Annotated in this window: 18 protein-coding genes; 10 read left to right on the top strand and 8 right to left on the bottom strand. The window is 71.7% G+C overall.

Annotated elements, in window-relative coordinates; genetic code table 11:
* The first annotated feature begins 1 nt into the window (after nucleotide 1).
* Entirely contained in the window at nucleotides 2-1,186 is a 1,185-nt protein-coding gene (tuf, locus tag NBY69_RS11985; RefSeq protein ID WP_250300768.1) for an elongation factor Tu, read from the top strand.
* A gap of 74 nt (nucleotides 1,187-1,260) precedes the next feature.
* Nucleotides 1,261-2,106, top strand: coding sequence for a spermidine synthase (locus tag NBY69_RS11980; RefSeq protein WP_250300767.1), 846 nt, complete (start codon nucleotides 1,261-1,263; stop codon nucleotides 2,104-2,106).
* On the opposite strand, the gene NBY69_RS11975 is transcribed toward NBY69_RS11980, so the two are convergent.
* On the bottom strand, nucleotides 2,068-3,399 hold the full coding sequence (locus NBY69_RS11975; RefSeq protein WP_250300765.1) for an MFS transporter: 1,332 nt from the start codon (nucleotides 3,397-3,399) through the stop codon (nucleotides 2,068-2,070). The genes NBY69_RS11980 and NBY69_RS11975 overlap by 39 nt on opposite strands.
* A 60-nt stretch (nucleotides 3,400-3,459) precedes the next feature.
* On the bottom strand, nucleotides 3,460-4,503 hold the full coding sequence (locus tag NBY69_RS11970) for a hypothetical protein (protein WP_250300764.1): 1,044 nt from the start codon (nucleotides 4,501-4,503) through the stop codon (nucleotides 3,460-3,462).
* Between the two features lie 110 nt (nucleotides 4,504-4,613).
* On the opposite strand from NBY69_RS11970, the gene NBY69_RS11965 reads away from it, so the two are divergent.
* Nucleotides 4,614-5,051, top strand: a complete 438-nt coding sequence (locus NBY69_RS11965) for a DUF4442 domain-containing protein (RefSeq protein WP_250300871.1) — start codon at nucleotides 4,614-4,616, stop codon at nucleotides 5,049-5,051.
* Nucleotides 5,052-5,216: 165 nt separating this feature from the next.
* Complete coding sequence (locus tag NBY69_RS11960) at nucleotides 5,217-5,870, top strand: DedA family protein (RefSeq protein ID WP_250300762.1); 654 nt, start codon at nucleotides 5,217-5,219, stop codon at nucleotides 5,868-5,870.
* 6 nt (nucleotides 5,871-5,876) lie between these two features.
* Here NBY69_RS11960 and crcB (NBY69_RS11955) read toward each other — a convergent pair whose 3' ends face one another.
* The 4 genes from crcB (NBY69_RS11955) to NBY69_RS11940 all read right to left on the bottom strand — a co-directional run bounded on the left by crcB (NBY69_RS11955) (nucleotide 5,877) and on the right by NBY69_RS11940 (nucleotide 7,856).
* Entirely contained in the window at nucleotides 5,877-6,251 is a 375-nt protein-coding gene (crcB, locus tag NBY69_RS11955) for a fluoride efflux transporter CrcB (RefSeq protein ID WP_250300760.1), read from the bottom strand.
* Nucleotides 6,248-6,595: a DUF190 domain-containing protein gene (locus NBY69_RS11950; protein WP_250300759.1), complete on the bottom strand. Its 348-nt coding sequence runs from the start codon at nucleotides 6,593-6,595 to the stop codon at nucleotides 6,248-6,250. The genes crcB (NBY69_RS11955) and NBY69_RS11950 overlap by 4 nt, the downstream gene beginning before the upstream one ends.
* The gene (gene crcB / locus NBY69_RS11945; protein WP_250300758.1) at nucleotides 6,592-7,083 is read right to left on the bottom strand and encodes a fluoride efflux transporter CrcB; all 492 of its coding nucleotides are present in this window, start codon (nucleotides 7,081-7,083) and stop codon (nucleotides 6,592-6,594) included. Before crcB (NBY69_RS11945) ends, NBY69_RS11950 begins: the two co-directional genes overlap by 4 nt.
* 242 nt (nucleotides 7,084-7,325) lie before the next feature.
* Nucleotides 7,326-7,856, bottom strand: coding sequence for a gamma carbonic anhydrase family protein (locus NBY69_RS11940; RefSeq protein WP_250300756.1), 531 nt, complete (start codon nucleotides 7,854-7,856; stop codon nucleotides 7,326-7,328).
* Between the two features lie 122 nt (nucleotides 7,857-7,978).
* Here NBY69_RS11940 and NBY69_RS11935 point away from each other — a divergent pair, with 122 nt between their 5' ends.
* Together NBY69_RS11935 and NBY69_RS11930 are read left to right on the top strand one after the other, a co-directional pair.
* The gene (locus NBY69_RS11935) at nucleotides 7,979-8,701 is read left to right on the top strand and encodes an acyltransferase (protein ID WP_308409476.1); all 723 of its coding nucleotides are present in this window, start codon (nucleotides 7,979-7,981) and stop codon (nucleotides 8,699-8,701) included.
* 96 nt (nucleotides 8,702-8,797) lie between these two features.
* The gene (locus NBY69_RS11930) at nucleotides 8,798-9,352 is read left to right on the top strand and encodes a YbaK/EbsC family protein (protein WP_250300752.1); all 555 of its coding nucleotides are present in this window, start codon (nucleotides 8,798-8,800) and stop codon (nucleotides 9,350-9,352) included.
* Nucleotides 9,353-9,428: 76 nt separating this feature from the next.
* Here the strand turns inward: NBY69_RS11930 and NBY69_RS11925 are convergent, their stop codons facing one another.
* On the bottom strand, nucleotides 9,429-9,845 hold the full coding sequence (locus tag NBY69_RS11925) for a CoA-binding protein (protein WP_250300751.1): 417 nt from the start codon (nucleotides 9,843-9,845) through the stop codon (nucleotides 9,429-9,431).
* A 58-nt stretch (nucleotides 9,846-9,903) separates the two neighbouring features.
* Here NBY69_RS11925 and NBY69_RS11920 point away from each other — a divergent pair, with 58 nt between their 5' ends.
* The 4 genes from NBY69_RS11920 (at nucleotide 9,904) to NBY69_RS11905 (ending at nucleotide 15,517) form a co-directional block, all read left to right on the top strand.
* Nucleotides 9,904-10,530 carry a YigZ family protein gene (locus tag NBY69_RS11920; RefSeq protein ID WP_250300750.1) on the top strand — a complete coding sequence of 209 codons (627 nt, stop codon included), beginning with the start codon at nucleotides 9,904-9,906 and terminating at the stop codon, nucleotides 10,528-10,530.
* 139 nt (nucleotides 10,531-10,669) lie between these two features.
* Complete coding sequence (locus tag NBY69_RS11915; protein WP_250300749.1) at nucleotides 10,670-11,836, top strand: exonuclease SbcCD subunit D; 1,167 nt, start codon at nucleotides 10,670-10,672, stop codon at nucleotides 11,834-11,836.
* On the top strand, nucleotides 11,833-14,844 hold the full coding sequence (locus NBY69_RS11910; RefSeq protein WP_250300748.1) for an AAA family ATPase: 3,012 nt from the start codon (nucleotides 11,833-11,835) through the stop codon (nucleotides 14,842-14,844). The genes NBY69_RS11915 and NBY69_RS11910 overlap by 4 nt, the downstream gene beginning before the upstream one ends.
* A gap of 115 nt (nucleotides 14,845-14,959) precedes the next feature.
* The gene (locus tag NBY69_RS11905; RefSeq protein WP_250300747.1) at nucleotides 14,960-15,517 is read left to right on the top strand and encodes a GNAT family N-acetyltransferase; all 558 of its coding nucleotides are present in this window, start codon (nucleotides 14,960-14,962) and stop codon (nucleotides 15,515-15,517) included.
* Between the two features lie 149 nt (nucleotides 15,518-15,666).
* On the opposite strand, the gene NBY69_RS11900 is transcribed toward NBY69_RS11905, so the two are convergent.
* The gene (locus NBY69_RS11900; RefSeq protein WP_250300745.1) at nucleotides 15,667-17,358 is read right to left on the bottom strand and encodes a DUF885 domain-containing protein; all 1,692 of its coding nucleotides are present in this window, start codon (nucleotides 17,356-17,358) and stop codon (nucleotides 15,667-15,669) included.
* Nucleotides 17,359-17,388 lie beyond the last annotated feature (30 nt).

Raw genomic sequence — 17,388 nt, 5'->3', positions numbered from 1 at the left:
CATGCCCAAGACGGCATACGTGCGCACCAAGCCCCACCTCAACATCGGCACCATGGGCCACGTCGACCACGGAAAGACGACCCTGACCGCCGCCATCACCAAGGTCCTCAGCGACCGCGCGGGCAGCAGTACCTCCTTCGTCTCCTTCGACCGCATCGACCGGGCCCCGGAGGAGGCGCAGCGCGGCATCACCATCAACATCGCGCACGTGGAGTACGAGACGGACACCCGTCACTACGCCCACGTGGACATGCCGGGCCACGCGGACTACGTCAAGAACATGGTCACCGGCGCGGCGCAGCTGGACGGCGCGATCCTCGTCGTCTCCGCGCTCGACGGGATCATGCCGCAGACCGCCGAGCACGTCCTGCTCGCCCGTCAGGTCGGCGTCGACCACATCGTCGTCGCGCTGAACAAGGCGGACGCGGGCGACGAGGAGCTGACCGACCTGGTCGAGCTGGAGGTCCGGGAACTGCTCTCCGCGCACGGGTACGGCGGGGACGCGGCCCCCGTCGTCCGGGTGTCGGGGCTCAAGGCGCTGGACGGCGACCCGCGCTGGACGGCGTCGATCGAGGCGCTCCTCGACGCGGTGGACACCTATGTGCCGATGCCGGTCCGGTACACCGACGCGCCGTTCCTGCTCCCGGTGGAGAACGTCCTGACCATCACCGGTCGCGGCACCGTCGTGACCGGCGCCGTCGAGCGCGGCACGGTACGCGTCGGCGACCGGGTACAGGTGCTGGGCGCCGACCTGGACGGGGGCGGCACCGTCGTCACCGGCCTGGAGACGTTCGGCAAGCCGATGACGGAGGCCGAGGCGGGCGACAACGTGGCGCTGCTGCTGCGCGGTGTGCCCCGGGACGCGGTGCGCCGCGGCCACGTGGTGGCGGCGCCCGACAGCGTCACCCCGCGCCGCCGCTTCACCGCGCAGGTGTACGTGCTGTCGGCGGGGGAGGGCGGCCGTACCACCCCGGTGTCGACCGGGTACCGGCCGCAGTTCTACATCCGTACCGCGGACGTGGTCGGCGATGTCGACCTGGGGGACACGGCCGTCGCCCGCCCCGGTGACACGGTCACCATGACCGTCGAGCTGGGCCGTGACGTACCGCTGGAGACCGGCCTCGGCTTCGCGATCCGCGAGGGCGGGCGCACGGTCGGCGCGGGGACCGTGACCTCGGTCCTCTGAGGGCCCGGAGCCCGCCTCCCGGACCACCGGGAGGCGGGCTCCGCCCGGCGGTACCGGGACGGCACAATGGGACGGTGAACGAGTCGATACCGGTGATCCGGGACGTGGACCAGGGCACCGCCAGGCTGCTGCCCGACATCGACCGGGCCAGGGCCTGGCTGCTCACGGTCGACGGCGCGCCCCAGTCCTACGTGGACCTCGACGATCCGACGTATCTGGAGTTCGAGTACGCCCGCAGGCTGGGCCATGTCGTGGACTGCGCCGCCGACGAGGGCGACCCGCTCGACGTCGTCCACCTCGGCGGCGGGGCGCTCACCCTGCCCCGTTACGTGGCGGCCCTGCGCCCCGGATCGCGGCAGCAGGTGGTGGAGGCGGACCGCGGGCTGCTCGCGCTCGTCGCCGAACAACTGCCGCTGCCCGCCGGGGCGGGGATCACGGTGCACGCCGGGGACGCGCGGGCCTGGCTCGACAGCGTGCCGACGGCCTCCGTGGACGTCCTGATCGCGGACGTGTTCGGCGGCTCACGGGTCCCCGCACACCTCACGTCCGTCGAGTACGCCCGGTCGGCGGCGCGGGTCCTGCGCACCGGCGGTGTCTACGCGGCGAACCTCGCCGACGGCGCCCCCTTCACCTTCCTCCGTGCCCAACTGGCCACCTTCTCGGCGGTGTTCGAGGAGGTCGCGCTCGTCGCGGAGCCGTCCGTGCTGCGTGGCCGACGCTTCGGCAACGCGATTCTGGTCGCCTCGCACACCGGGATCGACACCACCGGACTGGCCCGTCGTACGGCGTCGGACAGCTTTCCCGCCCGGGTCGAGCACGGTGCCGCGCTGACCCGGTTCATGGGCGGGGCGGAACCCGTCACCGACGCGGTGGCGGTCGCCTCACCCGAGCCGCCCGGCGGGACCTTCGGCATCGGCTGACCCCAGCGCCTCCACCGGCCCCGCAGGAGCGGCCACGGTCCGGTCCGCGGTCGCCGTGGCGGGCCTGCGCCGCAGATTCCGTACGTCGGGCACACAGAGCACCGCGGCCGTCAGCAGGACAACCAGCCCCGCGCAGCCCCACAGCGAGGCCGTCCGCCCGAAGGCGTTCTCCGCGGGGCCCGCCAGCGCGGTCGCCAGCGGCAGCATCGCGAGGGAGCCGAGCCAGTCGTAGGCCGAGACCCGGGAGAACTTCTCCTCAGGGATCTCCTGGTGCAGCGCCGTCATCCAGGAGACGCCGAACGTCTCGACCAGGACGCCGCTGAAGAACATCACGCCCACCAGCGCGCCGAACGGCACCGGCACCGCGAGGGCCGCCGAGGGCAGAGCCAGCGAGAAGACGCAGAGCGTGCCGGTGAGCAGCAGCCTGCGCGGTTTCCAGCGGATCATGATCAGCGCACCGCCGACCGTGCCCGCCCCGAAAGCGGCCAGGGCCAGTCCCCACGGGCCCGGCCCGCCCAGCGAGTCCCGCGCGACCAGCGGGCCGTAGACCGCCTCCGCCGCGCCGATGACGGCGTTGACCACGGCGAACTGCAGGACGATGCTCCACAGCCAGGGACGTCCGATGAACTCCTGCCAGCCCTCCCGGAGATCCGCGAGCATCCCGCCGCCCGGCTCGCGCGGCGGTATGTGGCTGACGTCCAGGAAGGCCCGCAGGGATCCGGCCACCGCGAAGGCGGCAGCGTCGACGGCGAGCACCCAGCCGGGGCCGACGGCGGCGATCAGGGCTCCACCGAGCGCGGCGCCGCCGATGCCGGACCCGTTCATCGCCATCCGGTACAGCGCGAAGGCCCGCCCGGCCTCCTCGCCGTCGACGCTGGACAGCAGCATCCCCTCGGAGGCCGGTGAGAAGAACGCCTGCCCCGTACCGCAGAGCGCGGAGAGCAGCATCATCTGCCAGAGCTGCGGGTGGCCGGTCAGGACGAGTACGGCGAAGGCCGCCTGGGAGACACAGTTCAGGGCGTTGGCCGCCACCATCACCCGGTGCCGCGGCAGCCGGTCGGCGAGCGCGCCGCCGATCAGCAGGAAGAGGACGAGCGGCAGCGTACGCGCGGCGGCGACCAGCCCCACGTCACCGCTGTCGCCGCCGGATTCCAGGACCGCGAACGCGGCGGCGATCAGGGCGCCGTTGCTGCCCAGACTCGTCACTACCGCGGACGCGGTCAGCAGGCTGTAGTTGCGTCCGGCCCATGCCGGGCGCCGGATTCGCCGGGAGGCGGCGGCAGGAGACGTCACTCCGGGACTATCGCTGCTGCCGCCCCTCCGTGCCAAACCGATTCTGCGGCGGGATCCGGGTCAGGAACTGGAACCGGCGCTGGGACTGGCGTTGGAGCCGGTGGGCTCGCCGGCCAGCCGGACCGTGCTGAGGATCTTGTCGATCGTCGCCTGGGGAAGTGCGCCCGGGACGCCCGTGCTGTTGTAGAGGGAGAACGCCACGAAGTCGTCGGCCGAGTTCTTGAAGCCGAAGGTGATGGCCTGGCCGTCGGTGGTGCACTTGGACTTCTTCGGCACCCCGGTCGCCCAGGCGCGGGCGAGACTGCCCGTGATCCCGGACTTGGTGGTGTACGGCTTCGACTTGGAGGTCTTCACCAGCTTCTTGTTCGGCTGCGTGTAGGCGCCGTAGACCCACCAGGGCACCTGGTTCTCGGCGACCTGCTGGGTGTCCTTGGCGCCGTCGGCACCCTTGGTGCCCGCGCCGCCGAGCCCGGTGTCCTCGGTGTAGCCGTTCTTGTCCGCGTCGTCCGTGCACCACTTGGACTTGTAGAACGCGGGCGCCGAGTGGCCGATGAGGGTCTTGCCCTTGGCGTCCTCGAAACCGCTGAAGGTACCGGAGGTCGCGACCTCCCAGTCCGGTGGGACGTCGAAGGCCGTTCCCCACTTCGGGTTGACGACGACCTTCCACCCCGCGATGAGCGGCTTGACCTCGCCGCCCGCGCGCGGGTTGGCGGTGGGCGAGCTGTCCTTGCCCTGGTCCCCGGTCGAAGCGGACGGAGACGTCTTTCCGGCCTGGGCCGTGTCGCTCTTGTCGCCGTCGTCCTTGAGCACGACCACCCCGGTGACCACCGCGGCGGCGACGACAGCCGTCGCGGCGACGATCGCGACGACCGTCGTCTTCTTCTTGTCGTTCCCGGGCGGCCGGGGCGCGCCGGGCGGCGAGCCCACCGCGTACTGCGGCACCGTCGGCTGCTGGTACGGATTGGGCTGCTGATACCCCTGCGGAGCCCCCGGCTGGGGCTGCTGGTAAGGGTTCGGCTGCTGGTATCCCGGCTGCTGATAGGGATTCGGGTTCTGGTCCTGCGGGTTCTGCTCGCCCCCGGGCGGCTGCTGTCCTGGCCACATGGCGAGTAACCATAGAGGGGACACGGGCCCCTCGCTACGGCCGCCCCCGCCCGGGGATGGCCAAGCTGTCCTACTCGTGGGTAACATCGCATTTCATGAGCGCAGATCAGATGTCCGTCGGTGAGATGCTCGCCGCCACCGTCCCCATGGCCAGGACCCTCCACCTGGAGTTCGTCGAGACCACGCCGGAGCGGGCAGTCGTCCGGCTGCCGGACCAGCCCGACTTCCACAACCACGTCGGCGGACCGCACGCGGGGGCGATGTTCACGCTCGCCGAGTCCGCGAGCGGTGCGATCGTCATCGCCGCGTTCGGCGACCAGCTGACCCGCGCCGTGCCGCTCGCCGTGCGGGCCGAGATCGACTACAAGAAGCTCGCCATGGGCGCGGTGACCGCGACAGCGACGCTGGGGCGGCCGGTGGCGGACGTCGTCGCCGAGCTGGACGCGGGGGAGCGCCCCGAGTTCCCGGTGCGGATCACGGTGCAGCGGGCGGACGAGGCGGTGACCGGCGAGATGACGGTCGTCTGGACGCTGCGGCCCAACTCCTGAACGTAAGGGCCCCGTACCTGTGTGAAGAGCGCGTAAGGCACCCCGTACCCCGGGGTGCCTTTCCGCTCCCCTCGGCCGCCGCCGGTGAGCAGGTAGGCTTTCCAACAGGCGGCACGGGGGAGTGCGGCCGTCGGAAACGGGCACTTCGAAGGGCAGGGGCCGGCGTTGCATATCCAGGAGTGGCTGGACACCGTTCCGGCGGTCAGCGTCTATCTCCTGGTGGCGGTTGTCATCGGGGTGGAGAGCCTCGGGATTCCGCTACCGGGTGAGATCGTTCTCGTCAGCGCCGCCCTGCTGTCCTCGCAGCAGGGCCATATCGACCCGTTGGTGCTCGGCGCGTGCGCCTCGGCGGGGGCGGTCGTCGGTGACTCGATCGGCTACGCGATCGGACGCAAGGGCGGACGCCCGCTGCTCGCCTGGCTCGGCCTCAAATTCCCCAAACACTTCAGCGGGCCGAACATCGGCATGGCGGAGCGGTCGTTCGAGAAGTGGGGCATGTGGGCGGTCTTCTTCGGCCGCTTCATCGCGCTGCTGCGGATCTTCGCCGGGCCGCTCGCCGGTGTGCTGCACATGCCGTACTGGAAGTTCCTCACCGCCAACATGCTCGGCGGCATCCTGTGGGCGGGCGGCACCACCGCGGCGGTGTACTACGTGGGCGTCGTCGCCGAGTCGTGGTTCAAGAACTTCTCCTACGCCGGGCTGGCGGTCGCCGCACTCATCGGGGTCGGTTCGATGCTCGTCATCAGGAACCGCGCGAAGAAGGCGCACGCGAAGGCCGAGGCGGCTGTGGACACACCGGAGTCCGTGCCCGCCGACTGAGCGGGCTCACGCCCAGAGCGCGTGGGCGGCGGCCACCCCCGCGTAGGCGGCACCGAGCCCGGTGACCACGCCGGCGACGACATTGGCCGTGGCGTAGAACTTCGCCCCGTCCTCAGCCAGCCGCAGCGTCTCGTAGCTGAACGTCGAGTACGTGGAGAGCGCCCCGCAGAACCCCGTGCCGACCAGCAGTTGCACCGACGAGGACGCGGCTCCCGCGCTCACCGCACCTGTCATCACGCCGAGCACCAGGCAGCCCATGACATTGACGAGGAAAGTGCCCCAGGGGAAGACGCTGTCGTGCCTGGTCTGCACGGTCCGGTCGGTCAGATACCGCAGGGGGGCACCGACCATCGCCCCGACCACCACCAGCAGCCAGTTCACTGCTCCACCTCGCGGGCCGTGTACCGGACCACCTCACAGGCGTCGAGGGTCACCAGGCCCTCGGTGACCAGCTCGTCCAGCTGTGGCAGGAACGCCCGGACCTTCTCCTCGGTGTCCACGATCACGATCGCCACCGGCAGGTCCTCGCTGAGCGACAGCAGCCGCTGGGTGTGGATCAGCGACGAGGCGCCGAATCCCTCGATGCCCCGGAAGACGCTCGCGCCCCCCAGACCCGCGCGGTGCGCGCGGTGCACGATCTCCGAGTACACCGGCTTGTGGTGCCAGAGGTCGGATTCCCCGATGAAGATCGTCGCCCGCAGGGCGCTGCCCGTCAGCCCGGTCATGACTGCCTCCACGCGATTGCGCGGCGGGTCAGCCACACCGCGCTCCACACCGCCGCGAGAGCCGCGAGCAGCGTCAGTCCCAGATACGCCACACCTGTACGGGCATGGCCGCCCTCCAGCAGCCGCCGGATGTCCACCGCGTAGGTGGAGAACGTGGTGAATCCGCCGAGCACCCCGGTACCGAAGAACGGCCGCACCAGCCGGTGCGCCGCCCAGACGTCGCTGATCACCACCATGAACACGCCGATGACCGCGCACCCCACGACGTTCACCACCAGGGTGGTCCAGGGGAACCCGGCGGGGGCCGTGGGCCAGATCAGGGCCGCCCCGTAACGGGCGGACGCCCCGATCGCACCGCCGACGGACACCACCGCCAGTACCGGCCAGGTATCACGTGTGATCTCGTGCCGCCGTGCCGGTGGGGAAGGCAGGGGACCGGGGGCCGGCTCGTCGGGCTGGTCCACCGTAGGGGGCTGCTGTGCGCCCATGGACATATCTCTCCTACTCACAGGGCTCCCGCACGCGGGAGCGATCCATCGCAAGTAGGGACCGTTGGCGGCCTCGTGCGCCGCGGTTCGGGTCCGGCGGGCCCCACCGCCGTGCATCCGCCGCAGTGGCGGACGCACCATCAAGGCTAGCGTCAGGTGACCGGCCGCCGCCAACCGGCCCGCTCGTGCGCCCCCCGGTCCCGGCGTGCCCGCTTCGGGCCGTTGCTTCCGTACGAACCGTCTCAGCCGGCGTGCGCCTCGCGATGGGCCTTCGCCAGGTCGACGTACACCGCCGCGTTCAGCCTGATGCCCTCGCGCTCCTCCTCGGTCAGCTCGCGCCGGACCTTGGCCGGTACACCGGCGACCAGCGAACCCGGCGGCACCCGCATTCCCTGCGGAACCAGCGCCTGGGCGGCGATCAGTGAACCCGCCCCGATGTGCGCGCCGTTGAGGACCGTGGCGCCCATGCCGACGAGTACGTCGTCCTCGACGGTGCAGCCGTGCAGTACGGCGTTGTGGCCGACCGACACCCGCTCGCCGACCGTGACGGGGAACCCCACGTCGACATGGACCGTGGCGTTGTCCTGGATGTTGCTGCCGGCGCCCAGGACGATCGGGCCGCCGTCGGCGCGCAGCACCGTGTGGTACCAGACGCTCGATCCGGCGGCCAGTGTCACCTCGCCGAGCACGACAGAGGTCGGCGCCGTGAAGGCCTCCGGGTCGATGACCGGCTCCTTGCCGCCGACGCCGCTGATCAGGGCCTGCTCCGCCATGGCTGTCTCCTGGTTCCCGTGCTCGGTGTGGTCGCGCGCCACCGGCACCGTAAGCGACGTTGGGTGGAAGATCACAGCCCACCCCACTGATCGGCGCTCGGCGGGCTGAGTACGGTGTGGGGGTGGCCCGGAACAGAAACACGTTCTCATCGCTGACCTCCCGTGCGCTGCACGCCGGATGGCACTGGGTCCAGCGGGCGGGCGCGGTGACGGCGGAGCGGCCGGGCCGGCTGCGCTTCAGGAGCATAGGCACCGGGACCCGGCTCGCCTTTCCGCAGGGCGCCGTCTTCGGCGAGCCCTGGATCGAACTCGGCGACCACTGCATCATCGGTGAACAGGTCACCCTCACCGCCGGGATGATGCCCGATCTGGATCTCGGACCCGATCCGATCCTGACCCTCGGCAACGGGGTCGTGCTGGGGCGTGGCAGCCATGTGATCGCCGATACGAAGGTCACCATCGGCTCGGACACCTACTGCGGCCCGTACGTCTACATCACGTCCACGAACCACAGTTACGACGATCCGCACGAGCCCGTCGGCAAGCAGTGGCCGCGCATGGAGCCGGTCGAGATCGGGCCGGGCTGCTGGCTCGGAACGGGCGCGGTCGTCCTGCCCGGAGCCAGGCTCGGCCGCAACGTGGTGGTGGCCGCCGGTGCGGTCGTACGCGGCGAGGTGCCCGACCACGCGGTGGTGGCCGGGGCGCCCGCGCGGATCGTGCGGAGCTGGGACGCGGAGAAGGGCTGGCAGCCTCCGCTGCGCACACCCGCACCCGTACCGATCCCGGAAGGTGTGACGCCGGAACAGTTGCTGGCCCTCGCCGACCTCGAACCCGACACGTCCTGAGAACCGCGCCGAGGCCATCGGCCGACTGCTCGACGGCGGTCAACTTCCTGAAGGGCCGCCCGACATCACCCGCGCCGGTTCAGTAGCGTGACAGGCATGCGTGCTCCCATCGGAACATTCGACGTCGTCCACCCCGCCCCGGACTGTCTGGACCTGCTCACCGCACCCGTCGCGGACGCGGTGCGGAACTGGCAGGGGGACGTACCCGCCCAGGACCTGATCTATGTGGACAGCGATCCGGAGATCGCCGACACCGATGCCTTCGTGGCGCACTACGGGCCCGAACTCCTCGACGTCTCGGCGAACTGCGTCGTGGTCGCGGGCAAGCGCGGCGGCGAGGTCTCGCTCGCCGCGTGTCTGGTGCTCTCGCACACCCGCCTCGACGTCAACGGCGCCGTGCGCAAGCAACTCGGCGCCCGCAAGGCGTCCTTCGCACCGGTGGAGACGGCCACCGGCGAGACCGGCATGGAGTACGGCGGGATCACACCGATCGGGCTTCCCGGTGCCTGGCCCCTGCTCGTGGACTCCGCAGTGGTGGACCGGGAATGGGTCCTGATCGGCAGCGGCCGGCGCCGGGGCAAGCTGATCGTGCCCGGCAAGGCCTTCGCCGGACTGCCGGGTGCGGTCGTCCTCGACGGACTGGGCGGCTGACGGCGAGGACGGCCGGAAGCGGGGGCGGAACGAGCCGAGCAGGGGCACGGCGCATCGGGACCAGGGCGGGCCCGGATCAGGGCAGAGCCGGTATCTCGATCGCCGGGCAACGGTCCATGACCATGTCGAGACCCGCGGCGGTGGACCGCTCGTACGCCTTCTCGTCGATCACCCCGAGCTGGAACCAGACGGCCTTGGCCCCGATGGCAACAGCCTGGTCGGCCACCTCCCCGGCCAGCTCGCTGTTGACGAAGACATCGACGACATCGACCGGGAACGGGATGTCCCGCAGCGAGGCGTACCCCGGCTCGCCGTGGACCGTCTCCGCCTTGGGGTGGACGGGCACGATCTGCTTGCCGAAGCGCTGGAGCACCCCGGCCACACCGTACGCCGCCCGGTGCTGGTTGTTCGACAGGCCCACCACCGCCCAGGTGTCACCCGCCGAGGTCAGGATCCTGCGGATGGTTTCCGTGTCTGCGTGGTCTGCGTGCATACCCGGTCAACGGCCCACCCGCGGAGACTGTTCCCGCCGGGCCGCATAGGCTGGCCGGATGCAGGAGCAGTACCGGACGGTCGCCCGTGAGGGCGTGCACGAGACCGAGATCAACCGATCGCGCTTCATCTGCGCGCTCGCGCCCGCCGCGAGCGAGGGGGAGGCGCAGGCCTTCGTCGCTCGCATCCGCAAGGAACACCCCACGGCCACCCACAACTGCTTCGCGTACGTCATCGGCGCCGACGCGTCCGTCCAGAAGGCGAGCGACGACGGCGAGCCCGGTGGCACCGCGGGAGTGCCGATGCTCCAGATGCTGATGCGACGCGAGATCCGGTACGCGGTCGCGGTCGTCACCCGCTACTACGGCGGGGTGAAGCTGGGAGCGGGCGGGCTGATCAGGGCGTACGGAGGAGCGGTCGGCGAGGCCCTGGACGAGCTGGGCAGCCTCGTCCGGCAGCGCTTCCGGCTGGTCACCGTCACCGTCGACCACCAGCGGGCGGGCAAGCTGGAGAACGATCTGCGGGCGACCGGCCGGGCGGTGCGCGAGGTGCGGTACGCGGAAGCGGTGACCATCGAGATCGCGCTGCCGGACACGGACGTCGAGAACTTCCGGGCCTGGCTCGCGGACAGCACGGCGGGGTCGGCGGAGCTGGAACTCGGCGACGAGGCGTACGGGGACGTGTGACGGGCCCGTGGTCCGACGGGCCGGCGGATCCGGCGGGCGGACCCGTCCACGCCGGGTGGTCAGGCAGCGCGGCCGGATCCGACCGGACGGACGGAGTGACCGCATGCACTGTCAGACCCCCCGGATAACCTCGGGCAACATGAGGCTGCTGCACACATCGGACTGGCACCTGGGCCGGTCCTTCCACCGGGTCGGGCTCCTCGACGCCCAGGCCGCGTACTTCGATCACCTGCTGGCGACGGTGCGTGAGCACGGGGTGGACGCCGTCCTGGTGGCCGGGGACGTCTACGACCGGGCGGTGCCGCCGCTCGCCGCCGTCGAGCTGTTCGACCGGGCGCTGCACCGGCTCGCCGAGGCGGGCGTACCGACGGTCATGATCTCGGGGAACCACGACTCCGCACGCAGGCTCGGGGTCGGCGCGGGCCTCATCGGGCGGGCGGGGATACATCTGCGGACCGATCCGGCGGGCTGTGCCACCCCGGTGATCCTCTCCGACGCGCACGGCGATGTCGCGCTGTACGGGCTGCCGTACCTCGAACCAGCCCTGGTACGTGATGAGTTGAAAGCGGCGAAGACAGGGCACGAGGCCGTGCTCGCCGCCGCGATGGGCCGGGTGCGGGCCGATCTCGCGCAGCGCGCGTCCGGCACCCGCTCCGTGGTCCTCGCCCATGCGTTCGTCGCCGGAGGCGAGCCCAGCGACAGCGAGCGGGACATCACCGTCGGCGGGGTGGCCGCCGTACCGGCCGGAGTCTTCGACGGCGTGGACTACGTGGCGCTCGGCCATCTGCACGGCAGCCAGACGCTCTCCGAGCGGATCCGCTATTCGGGCTCCCCCCTCGCGTACTCCTTCTCCGAGGTCGCGCACCGCAAGACGATGTGGCTGGTCGATCTGGGGCCCGCCGGGGAGATCACCGCGGAGCGGATCGACTGCCCCGTCCCCAGGGGGATCGCCAGGATCCGGGGCACGCTGGCGGACCTGCTGGCGGACCCGGCGCTGGAGCGGCACGAGGACTCCTGGGTCGAGGCGACCCTGACCGACCCGGTGCGGCCGGACGAGCCCATGACCAGGCTGGCCGGGCGCTTCCCGCACACGCTCAGCTTGCTGTTCGACCCCGACCGGGGCGTGGAGGACCCGCTCGTCTCGTACGCGCGGCGCCTCGAAGGCCGTACCGACCAGCAGATCGCGGAGGACTTCGTGGCGCACGTACGGGGCGGGGCCGGGCCCGACGAGGCGGAGCGGGGCGTGCTGTCGGGCGCCATCGACGACGTGCGGGTGGACGACGGTGTGAGCGAGGTGGCGCGATGAGGCTGCACTCCCTGCGTATCACCGCCTTCGGCCCCTTCGGCTCCACGCAGGAGGTGGACTTCGACGCGCTCTCCGCCGCCGGGATCTTCCTCCTCCACGGGCCCACCGGAGCGGGCAAGACCTCCGTCCTCGACGCTGTCTGCTACGCGCTGTACGGCGCGGTGCCCGGTGCCAGACAGACCCCCGGTGCCGGCCTGCGCAGCGATCACGCGCCCGTCGGCGAACCGACCGAGGTCTCCCTCGAACTGACCATCGGCGGACGTCGGTTGGAGATCACCCGGCTGCCCGCGCAGCCGCGCCCCAAGAAACGCGGCACCGGGCTCGTCATGGAGAAGGCCCAGAGCAGGCTGCGCGAGTACGACCCGCGGAGCGGCGACTGGCGGGCCCTGAGCCGGTCCCACCAGGAGATCGGCGAGGAGATCACCCAACTCGTCGGCATGAGCCGGGAGCAGTTCTGCCAGGTGGTCCTGCTGCCCCAGGGCGACTTCGCCCGGTTCCTGCGCGCCGACGCGGAGGCGCGCGGCAAACTGCTGGGCCGGCTCTTCGACACCCGCCGTTTCGCGGCAGTCGAGGAACGGCTCGCCGTCCTGCGCAGGGCGGCCGAGGCGCAGGTGCTCGCCGGTGACGAACGGCTGCTGACCCTCGCCCACCGGATGGCGGAGGCTGCGGGCCCCGCCGCAGGGGACTGGCCGCCGCCCGGCGACCGGCCCGGCGAACCAGGCCTCGCGGAGTCCGTCCTGGTGTGGGCCGCGGTCGCCCGCAGCGGAGCCCGGGAGCGTCTGGACATCGCACGGTCGGCCGTGTCGGCAGCGGAGAACAGACAAGCCGCTGCCCGGCTCGCCCTGGAAGCCGAACGAGAACTCGCCAGGCTCCAGGAGCGGTTCGAGCAGACCCGTCGGCGCGCCGAGGCGCTGGCGGGATGCCGGACCGAGCGTGAAGCGGCGCGCGACCGGCTGGACCGGGCACGGCGCGCCGAACGGATCGCCGACCCGCTGGCCCAGCGCGACGGGGCCGCGGAGCACCATCGTGCCGCGGCCCGCGCCTGGGAGGCCTTCACACAGAGGCTCCCCGATGAACTCGCGGGCGCGGGCGCCGAGCAGCTCTCCGCGCACGAGCGCAAGCTCCGGCAGGAACTGGGCGGCCTCGAGGCCGCCAGACGGGCCGAGCGACGCAGCGCCGACATCACCGCGGAGCGTGCGGGGCTGGACCGGCAGGCCCGTGCCGACGACGAACTGATCCAGGAATCAGCCGGCTGGCTGGCCGGCTGGGAGGCCGTGAGCCGCCGCTGCCAGGACCGGATCGACGCGGCCCAGGAAGCGGCGACCCGTGCCGAGCAGCTGGCCGGACAGCTCGAACCGGCCCGTCTGAGGCTGGAGGCCGCGCGCACCCGCGACCGGCTCACGGACGAATCGGCGGCGGCCGGCCGACGGCTCGACGCCGCCCGCGAGCACGCGAACGCCGCACGCGAGACCTGGCTCGACCTCCGTGAGCGCCGACTGCGCGGCATCGCGGCCGAGCTGGCCGCCGGGCTGCGCGACGGCGAGTCCTGCGCGGTATGCGGCGCCACCGAACACCCGATGCCCGCACGGGCCGGTACGGGGCATGTGGACCGTGCCGCGGAGGAAGCAGCGTACGAGACGCACACCCGTGCCGATCAGGACCGGGCCGCGGCCGAGCGCGCGCTCGGCACCGTCCGGGAGACGATCGCCGAGGCGCGCGCCGGATCCGGCAGCGCCTCCGTCGGCGAACTCGAAGAGCTCGTGGGTGAGTTGCGCCGCGAGCACACCAGGGCCCATCAGATCGCGGCAGACACCCACGCCGCACGGGAAGCTCGCAGCCGGGCCGAGCGCGAGCACGGCGAACGGATCACGGCGCAGCAGCAGGCCGAACGCAGAGTCGCCGCCCGGACGTCCCGGCGAGAGGCCCTGGAGGCCGAACAGGACTTGCTGGAGAAGGAGTTGGCGCTGGCGCGCGGTGCGGCAGGCAGTGTCGCCGAACACGCCGCGCTGCTGGAGCGCCGGGTGCTGTTCCTGGACCGGGCCGCCGAGGCGGTGCGCGCTGTCGACGCCACCGCCCAGCGGCTGAAGGAGGCCGACGGCCGACTCGCCGAGGCCGCTTTCCGCGCCGGGTTCGACACCCCGCAGGCAGCGGTGGCCGAGTTGGCGGACGACGCGGAGCACCGCGAACTGCAGCAGCGGCTCGACGCATGGCAGGCCGAGGAAGCCGCAGTCGCCGACCGGCTGGCCGAGCAGGACGCGGCCGACGCGGCCACCCGTCCACCGGCTGCTCCGGAGGCCGCCCTGACCGCGTTGGCGACAGCGGAACACGCGCTGCGGGACGCGGCTTCGGCGCTCGACGCGGCCGGTGAGCGCCGCACCGCGCTGGTACGCCTCTCGCAACAGGCATCCGTCGAACGGGACCGGCTCGGACCGCTCCGGTCGGAGTACGAGAGGGTGGCGCGACTCGCCACCCTCACCGCAGGCACCGCCGCTGACAACGAACGCAAGATGCGTCTGGAGTCGTACGTCCTGGCGGCCCGTCTGGAGCAGGTGGCCGCCGCCGCCACGGCCCGGTTGCACCTCATGTCCTCGGGCCGCTACACCCTGGTGCACTCCGACGCCAGAGACGGCGGGCGGGGCAGATCAGGACTCGGCCTGCACGTGGTCGATTCCTGGACCGGGAGGGAGCGCGACACGGCGACCCTCTCCGGCGGCGAGACGTTCTTCGTCTCCCTGGCCCTGGCGCTGGGGCTCGCCGATGTGGTCACCGACGAAGCGGGGGGCATGCGGCTCGACACGCTCTTCATCGACGAGGGCTTCGGAAGCCTGGACGACCAGACGCTGGACGAGGTCCTCGATGTGCTGGACTCGCTGCGCGAACGGGACCGCAGCGTCGGCATCGTGAGCCATGTCGCCGATCTGCGCCGGCGGATCCCGACCCAGCTGGAGATCGTCAAGGAGCGCCACGGGTCGGCGGTTCGGCACCGCACGGCAGGAGCCGACGGCTGAGGAGCCGGCCGCCCGAAGACAGCCCGGCCGAGCCACCGCCAGGCAGGAGCGGCTTCATTTCTCCCGCTCACCGGTTTTCCTGGACACGGATACCCGGGCTTGGTCGGATAGCGGGATGACATCGTTCTGGAAAGGCAAGCGGGTACGCCTGCGCGGCATCGAACCCGACGACTGGACCGCGTTCATGCGCTTCGCCGAGGACGAGGAGCGGCTGGGTGACGTACTGCACCCTCCCCGGTCCGCGGAGAACTACCGTGTCCGGGCCAAGGAACAGGCCGCCGCCAAGCCCGGCGACGACTGCTTCCAGCTGGTGATCGAAGCCGTCGACACCGGGGCCGTCGTCGGTGTCATCGGCTCCCACCACGCCGACCGCCGTGCGGGCCGGTTCGAGTACGGCGTCACGATCGGCGCGGACCACCGACGTAAGGGGTACGCGGCGGAAGCCGCCCGGCTGCTGATGCGCTTCATGTTCGCCGAGCAGCGCTTTCACAAGTGCGAAGCACACGTCTTCGCGTGCAACGAGGCGTCGTTGGAGCTCCAGCGCCGACTCGGTCTCGTAGAGGACGGGCGCCTCCGCGATCACGCGTTCCTCGACGGTCGGCACCACGACGTCGTGGTGATGAGCATGCTCGCCGACGAGTTCGCCCAGCGGCACCCGGCGGGCGAACGCTGATCCCGGTCTTCCTCGACACGCAGACCCACCAGGGAAGACGGCCGGTGCGTGACCACCGCCCCTTCGGTGTCGCCGGGAGAGTCCGCAGCGTCCCGGCAGCCGGGCCCACGCCACTCGCGTGAGCCCGGCCGCTGTCCGCAGCTGAGCGGCTACAGCTTCGAGAGTTCGTCGACCAGGTCGTCGAGGCCCAGCGACCCCTGCGACAGCGCCGCCATGTGCCAGGCCTTCGCATCGAAGGAATCGCCGTGCGCCTTACGGGCGTTCTCCCGGCCGAGCAGCCACGCACGCTCGCCCAGCTTGTACCCGATGGCCTGGCCGGGCATCGACAGATAGCGGACGAGCTCGCTCTCCACGAAGTCCGCCGGTCGCCCGCTGTGGTTGCCGAAGAACTCCTGGGCCAGCTCCGGTGTCCACCGCTCGCCCGGGTGGAAGGGCGAGTCCGCCGGAATTTCCAGCTCCAGGTGCATGCCGATGTCCACGATCACCCGACAGGCACGCATCATCTGCGCGTCCAGGTACCCGAGCCTGCGCTCCGCGTCCGGCAGGAATCCCAGCTCGTCCATGAGGCGTTCGGCATAGAGCGCCCAGCCCTCGGCGTTGGCGCTGACCAAGCCGACGCTCGCCTGATAGCGGGAGAGCTGGTCCGCGACATGCACCCACTGCGCCAGCTGGAGGTGATGACCGGGCACGCCCTCGTGGTACCAGGTCGAGACCAGGTCGTACACCGGGAAGCGGGTCTCGCCCATGGTGGGCAGCCAGGTGCGCCCCGGGCGGGAGAAGTCCTCCGAGGGCGACGTGTAGTACGGGGCTGCGGCGCCGCCGGGCGGGGCGATGCGGGATTCCACCCGCTTCACCCGGTCGGCGAGTTCGAAGTGGGTGCCGTCCAGCGCGTCCATGGCTTCCGTCATCAGCCCCTGGAGCCACTTCTGCACTTCGTCCACGCCCTCGATGTGCGTGCCGTGCTCATCGAGATGGGCGAGTGCCTCCCACGGCCCGGCGCCGGGCAGGATCTTCTCGGCCTCGGTCTTCATCTCGGCGAGCAGCCGATGGTATTCGGACCAGCCGTACGCGTACGCCTCGTCGAGATCGAGGTCGGTGCCGTTGTAGTAGCGCGACCAGCGGGCGTACCGCTCACGGCCCACGGTGTCCGGTGCGTCCTCGACGGCGGGCGCGTACACATCGCGCATCCAGTCCCGCAGCTCCGCCACGGCAGCGGTCGCCGCGCCCGCAGCGGTGTCCAGTTCCTCGCGCAGCGCCTGCGGGCCGGCAGCCGCGAACACCTCGAACCAACCGCTGCCGGCGGAGCCGTCGCCCGCCCACTCCGCGAGCTGGCCGACGAAGGTCTCGGTGGGGCGCGGACCGCCGAGCAGCCCCCGCTCAAGGCCCAGCGCCAGAGATTCCCGGTAGCCGCCGAGCGCGGCGGGGACGCCGTCCAGCCGCTTCACGACGGCGGCCCAGTCCGCGTCCGTCTCGGTCGGTGTCACGGTGAACACCTCGCGCACGGAATGCGCCGGGGACTGGATGTTACTGACGACGCGCAGCGCCTCATCGGCTTCGTGCACGGCGAGTTCGGCGTTGAGCCGCTCGCGCAGCAGCCTTCCGCAGCGCCGTTCGGCGTCGCTGTCGCCTCCCGGCCTGCGCTCCGCCTCGTCGAGTGCGGCCAGTGTCGTCCGGGCGAGCCCGGCGAGGGCGGCCTGTCCGGCCGGGGAGAAGTCCGGGAGGCGGCTGGAGCTCTCGCTCACGCCGAGATAGGTGCCGGTGATCGGGTCGAGTGCGATCAGGTCGTCGACATAGGCGTCGGCGACCTGGCGGGGCAGTGGGCGGTCGGAAGTCTGTGACATGGGGACATCCTGGTACGTCGGAGAGATCGG

This window comes from Streptomyces sp. A 4/2 (assembly GCF_940670765.1).
Taxonomy (GTDB): domain Bacteria; phylum Actinomycetota; class Actinomycetes; order Streptomycetales; family Streptomycetaceae; genus Streptomyces.
The sequence above is the reverse complement of the archived record's forward strand: the minus strand, read 5'-3'. Positions and strand labels throughout refer to the sequence as shown.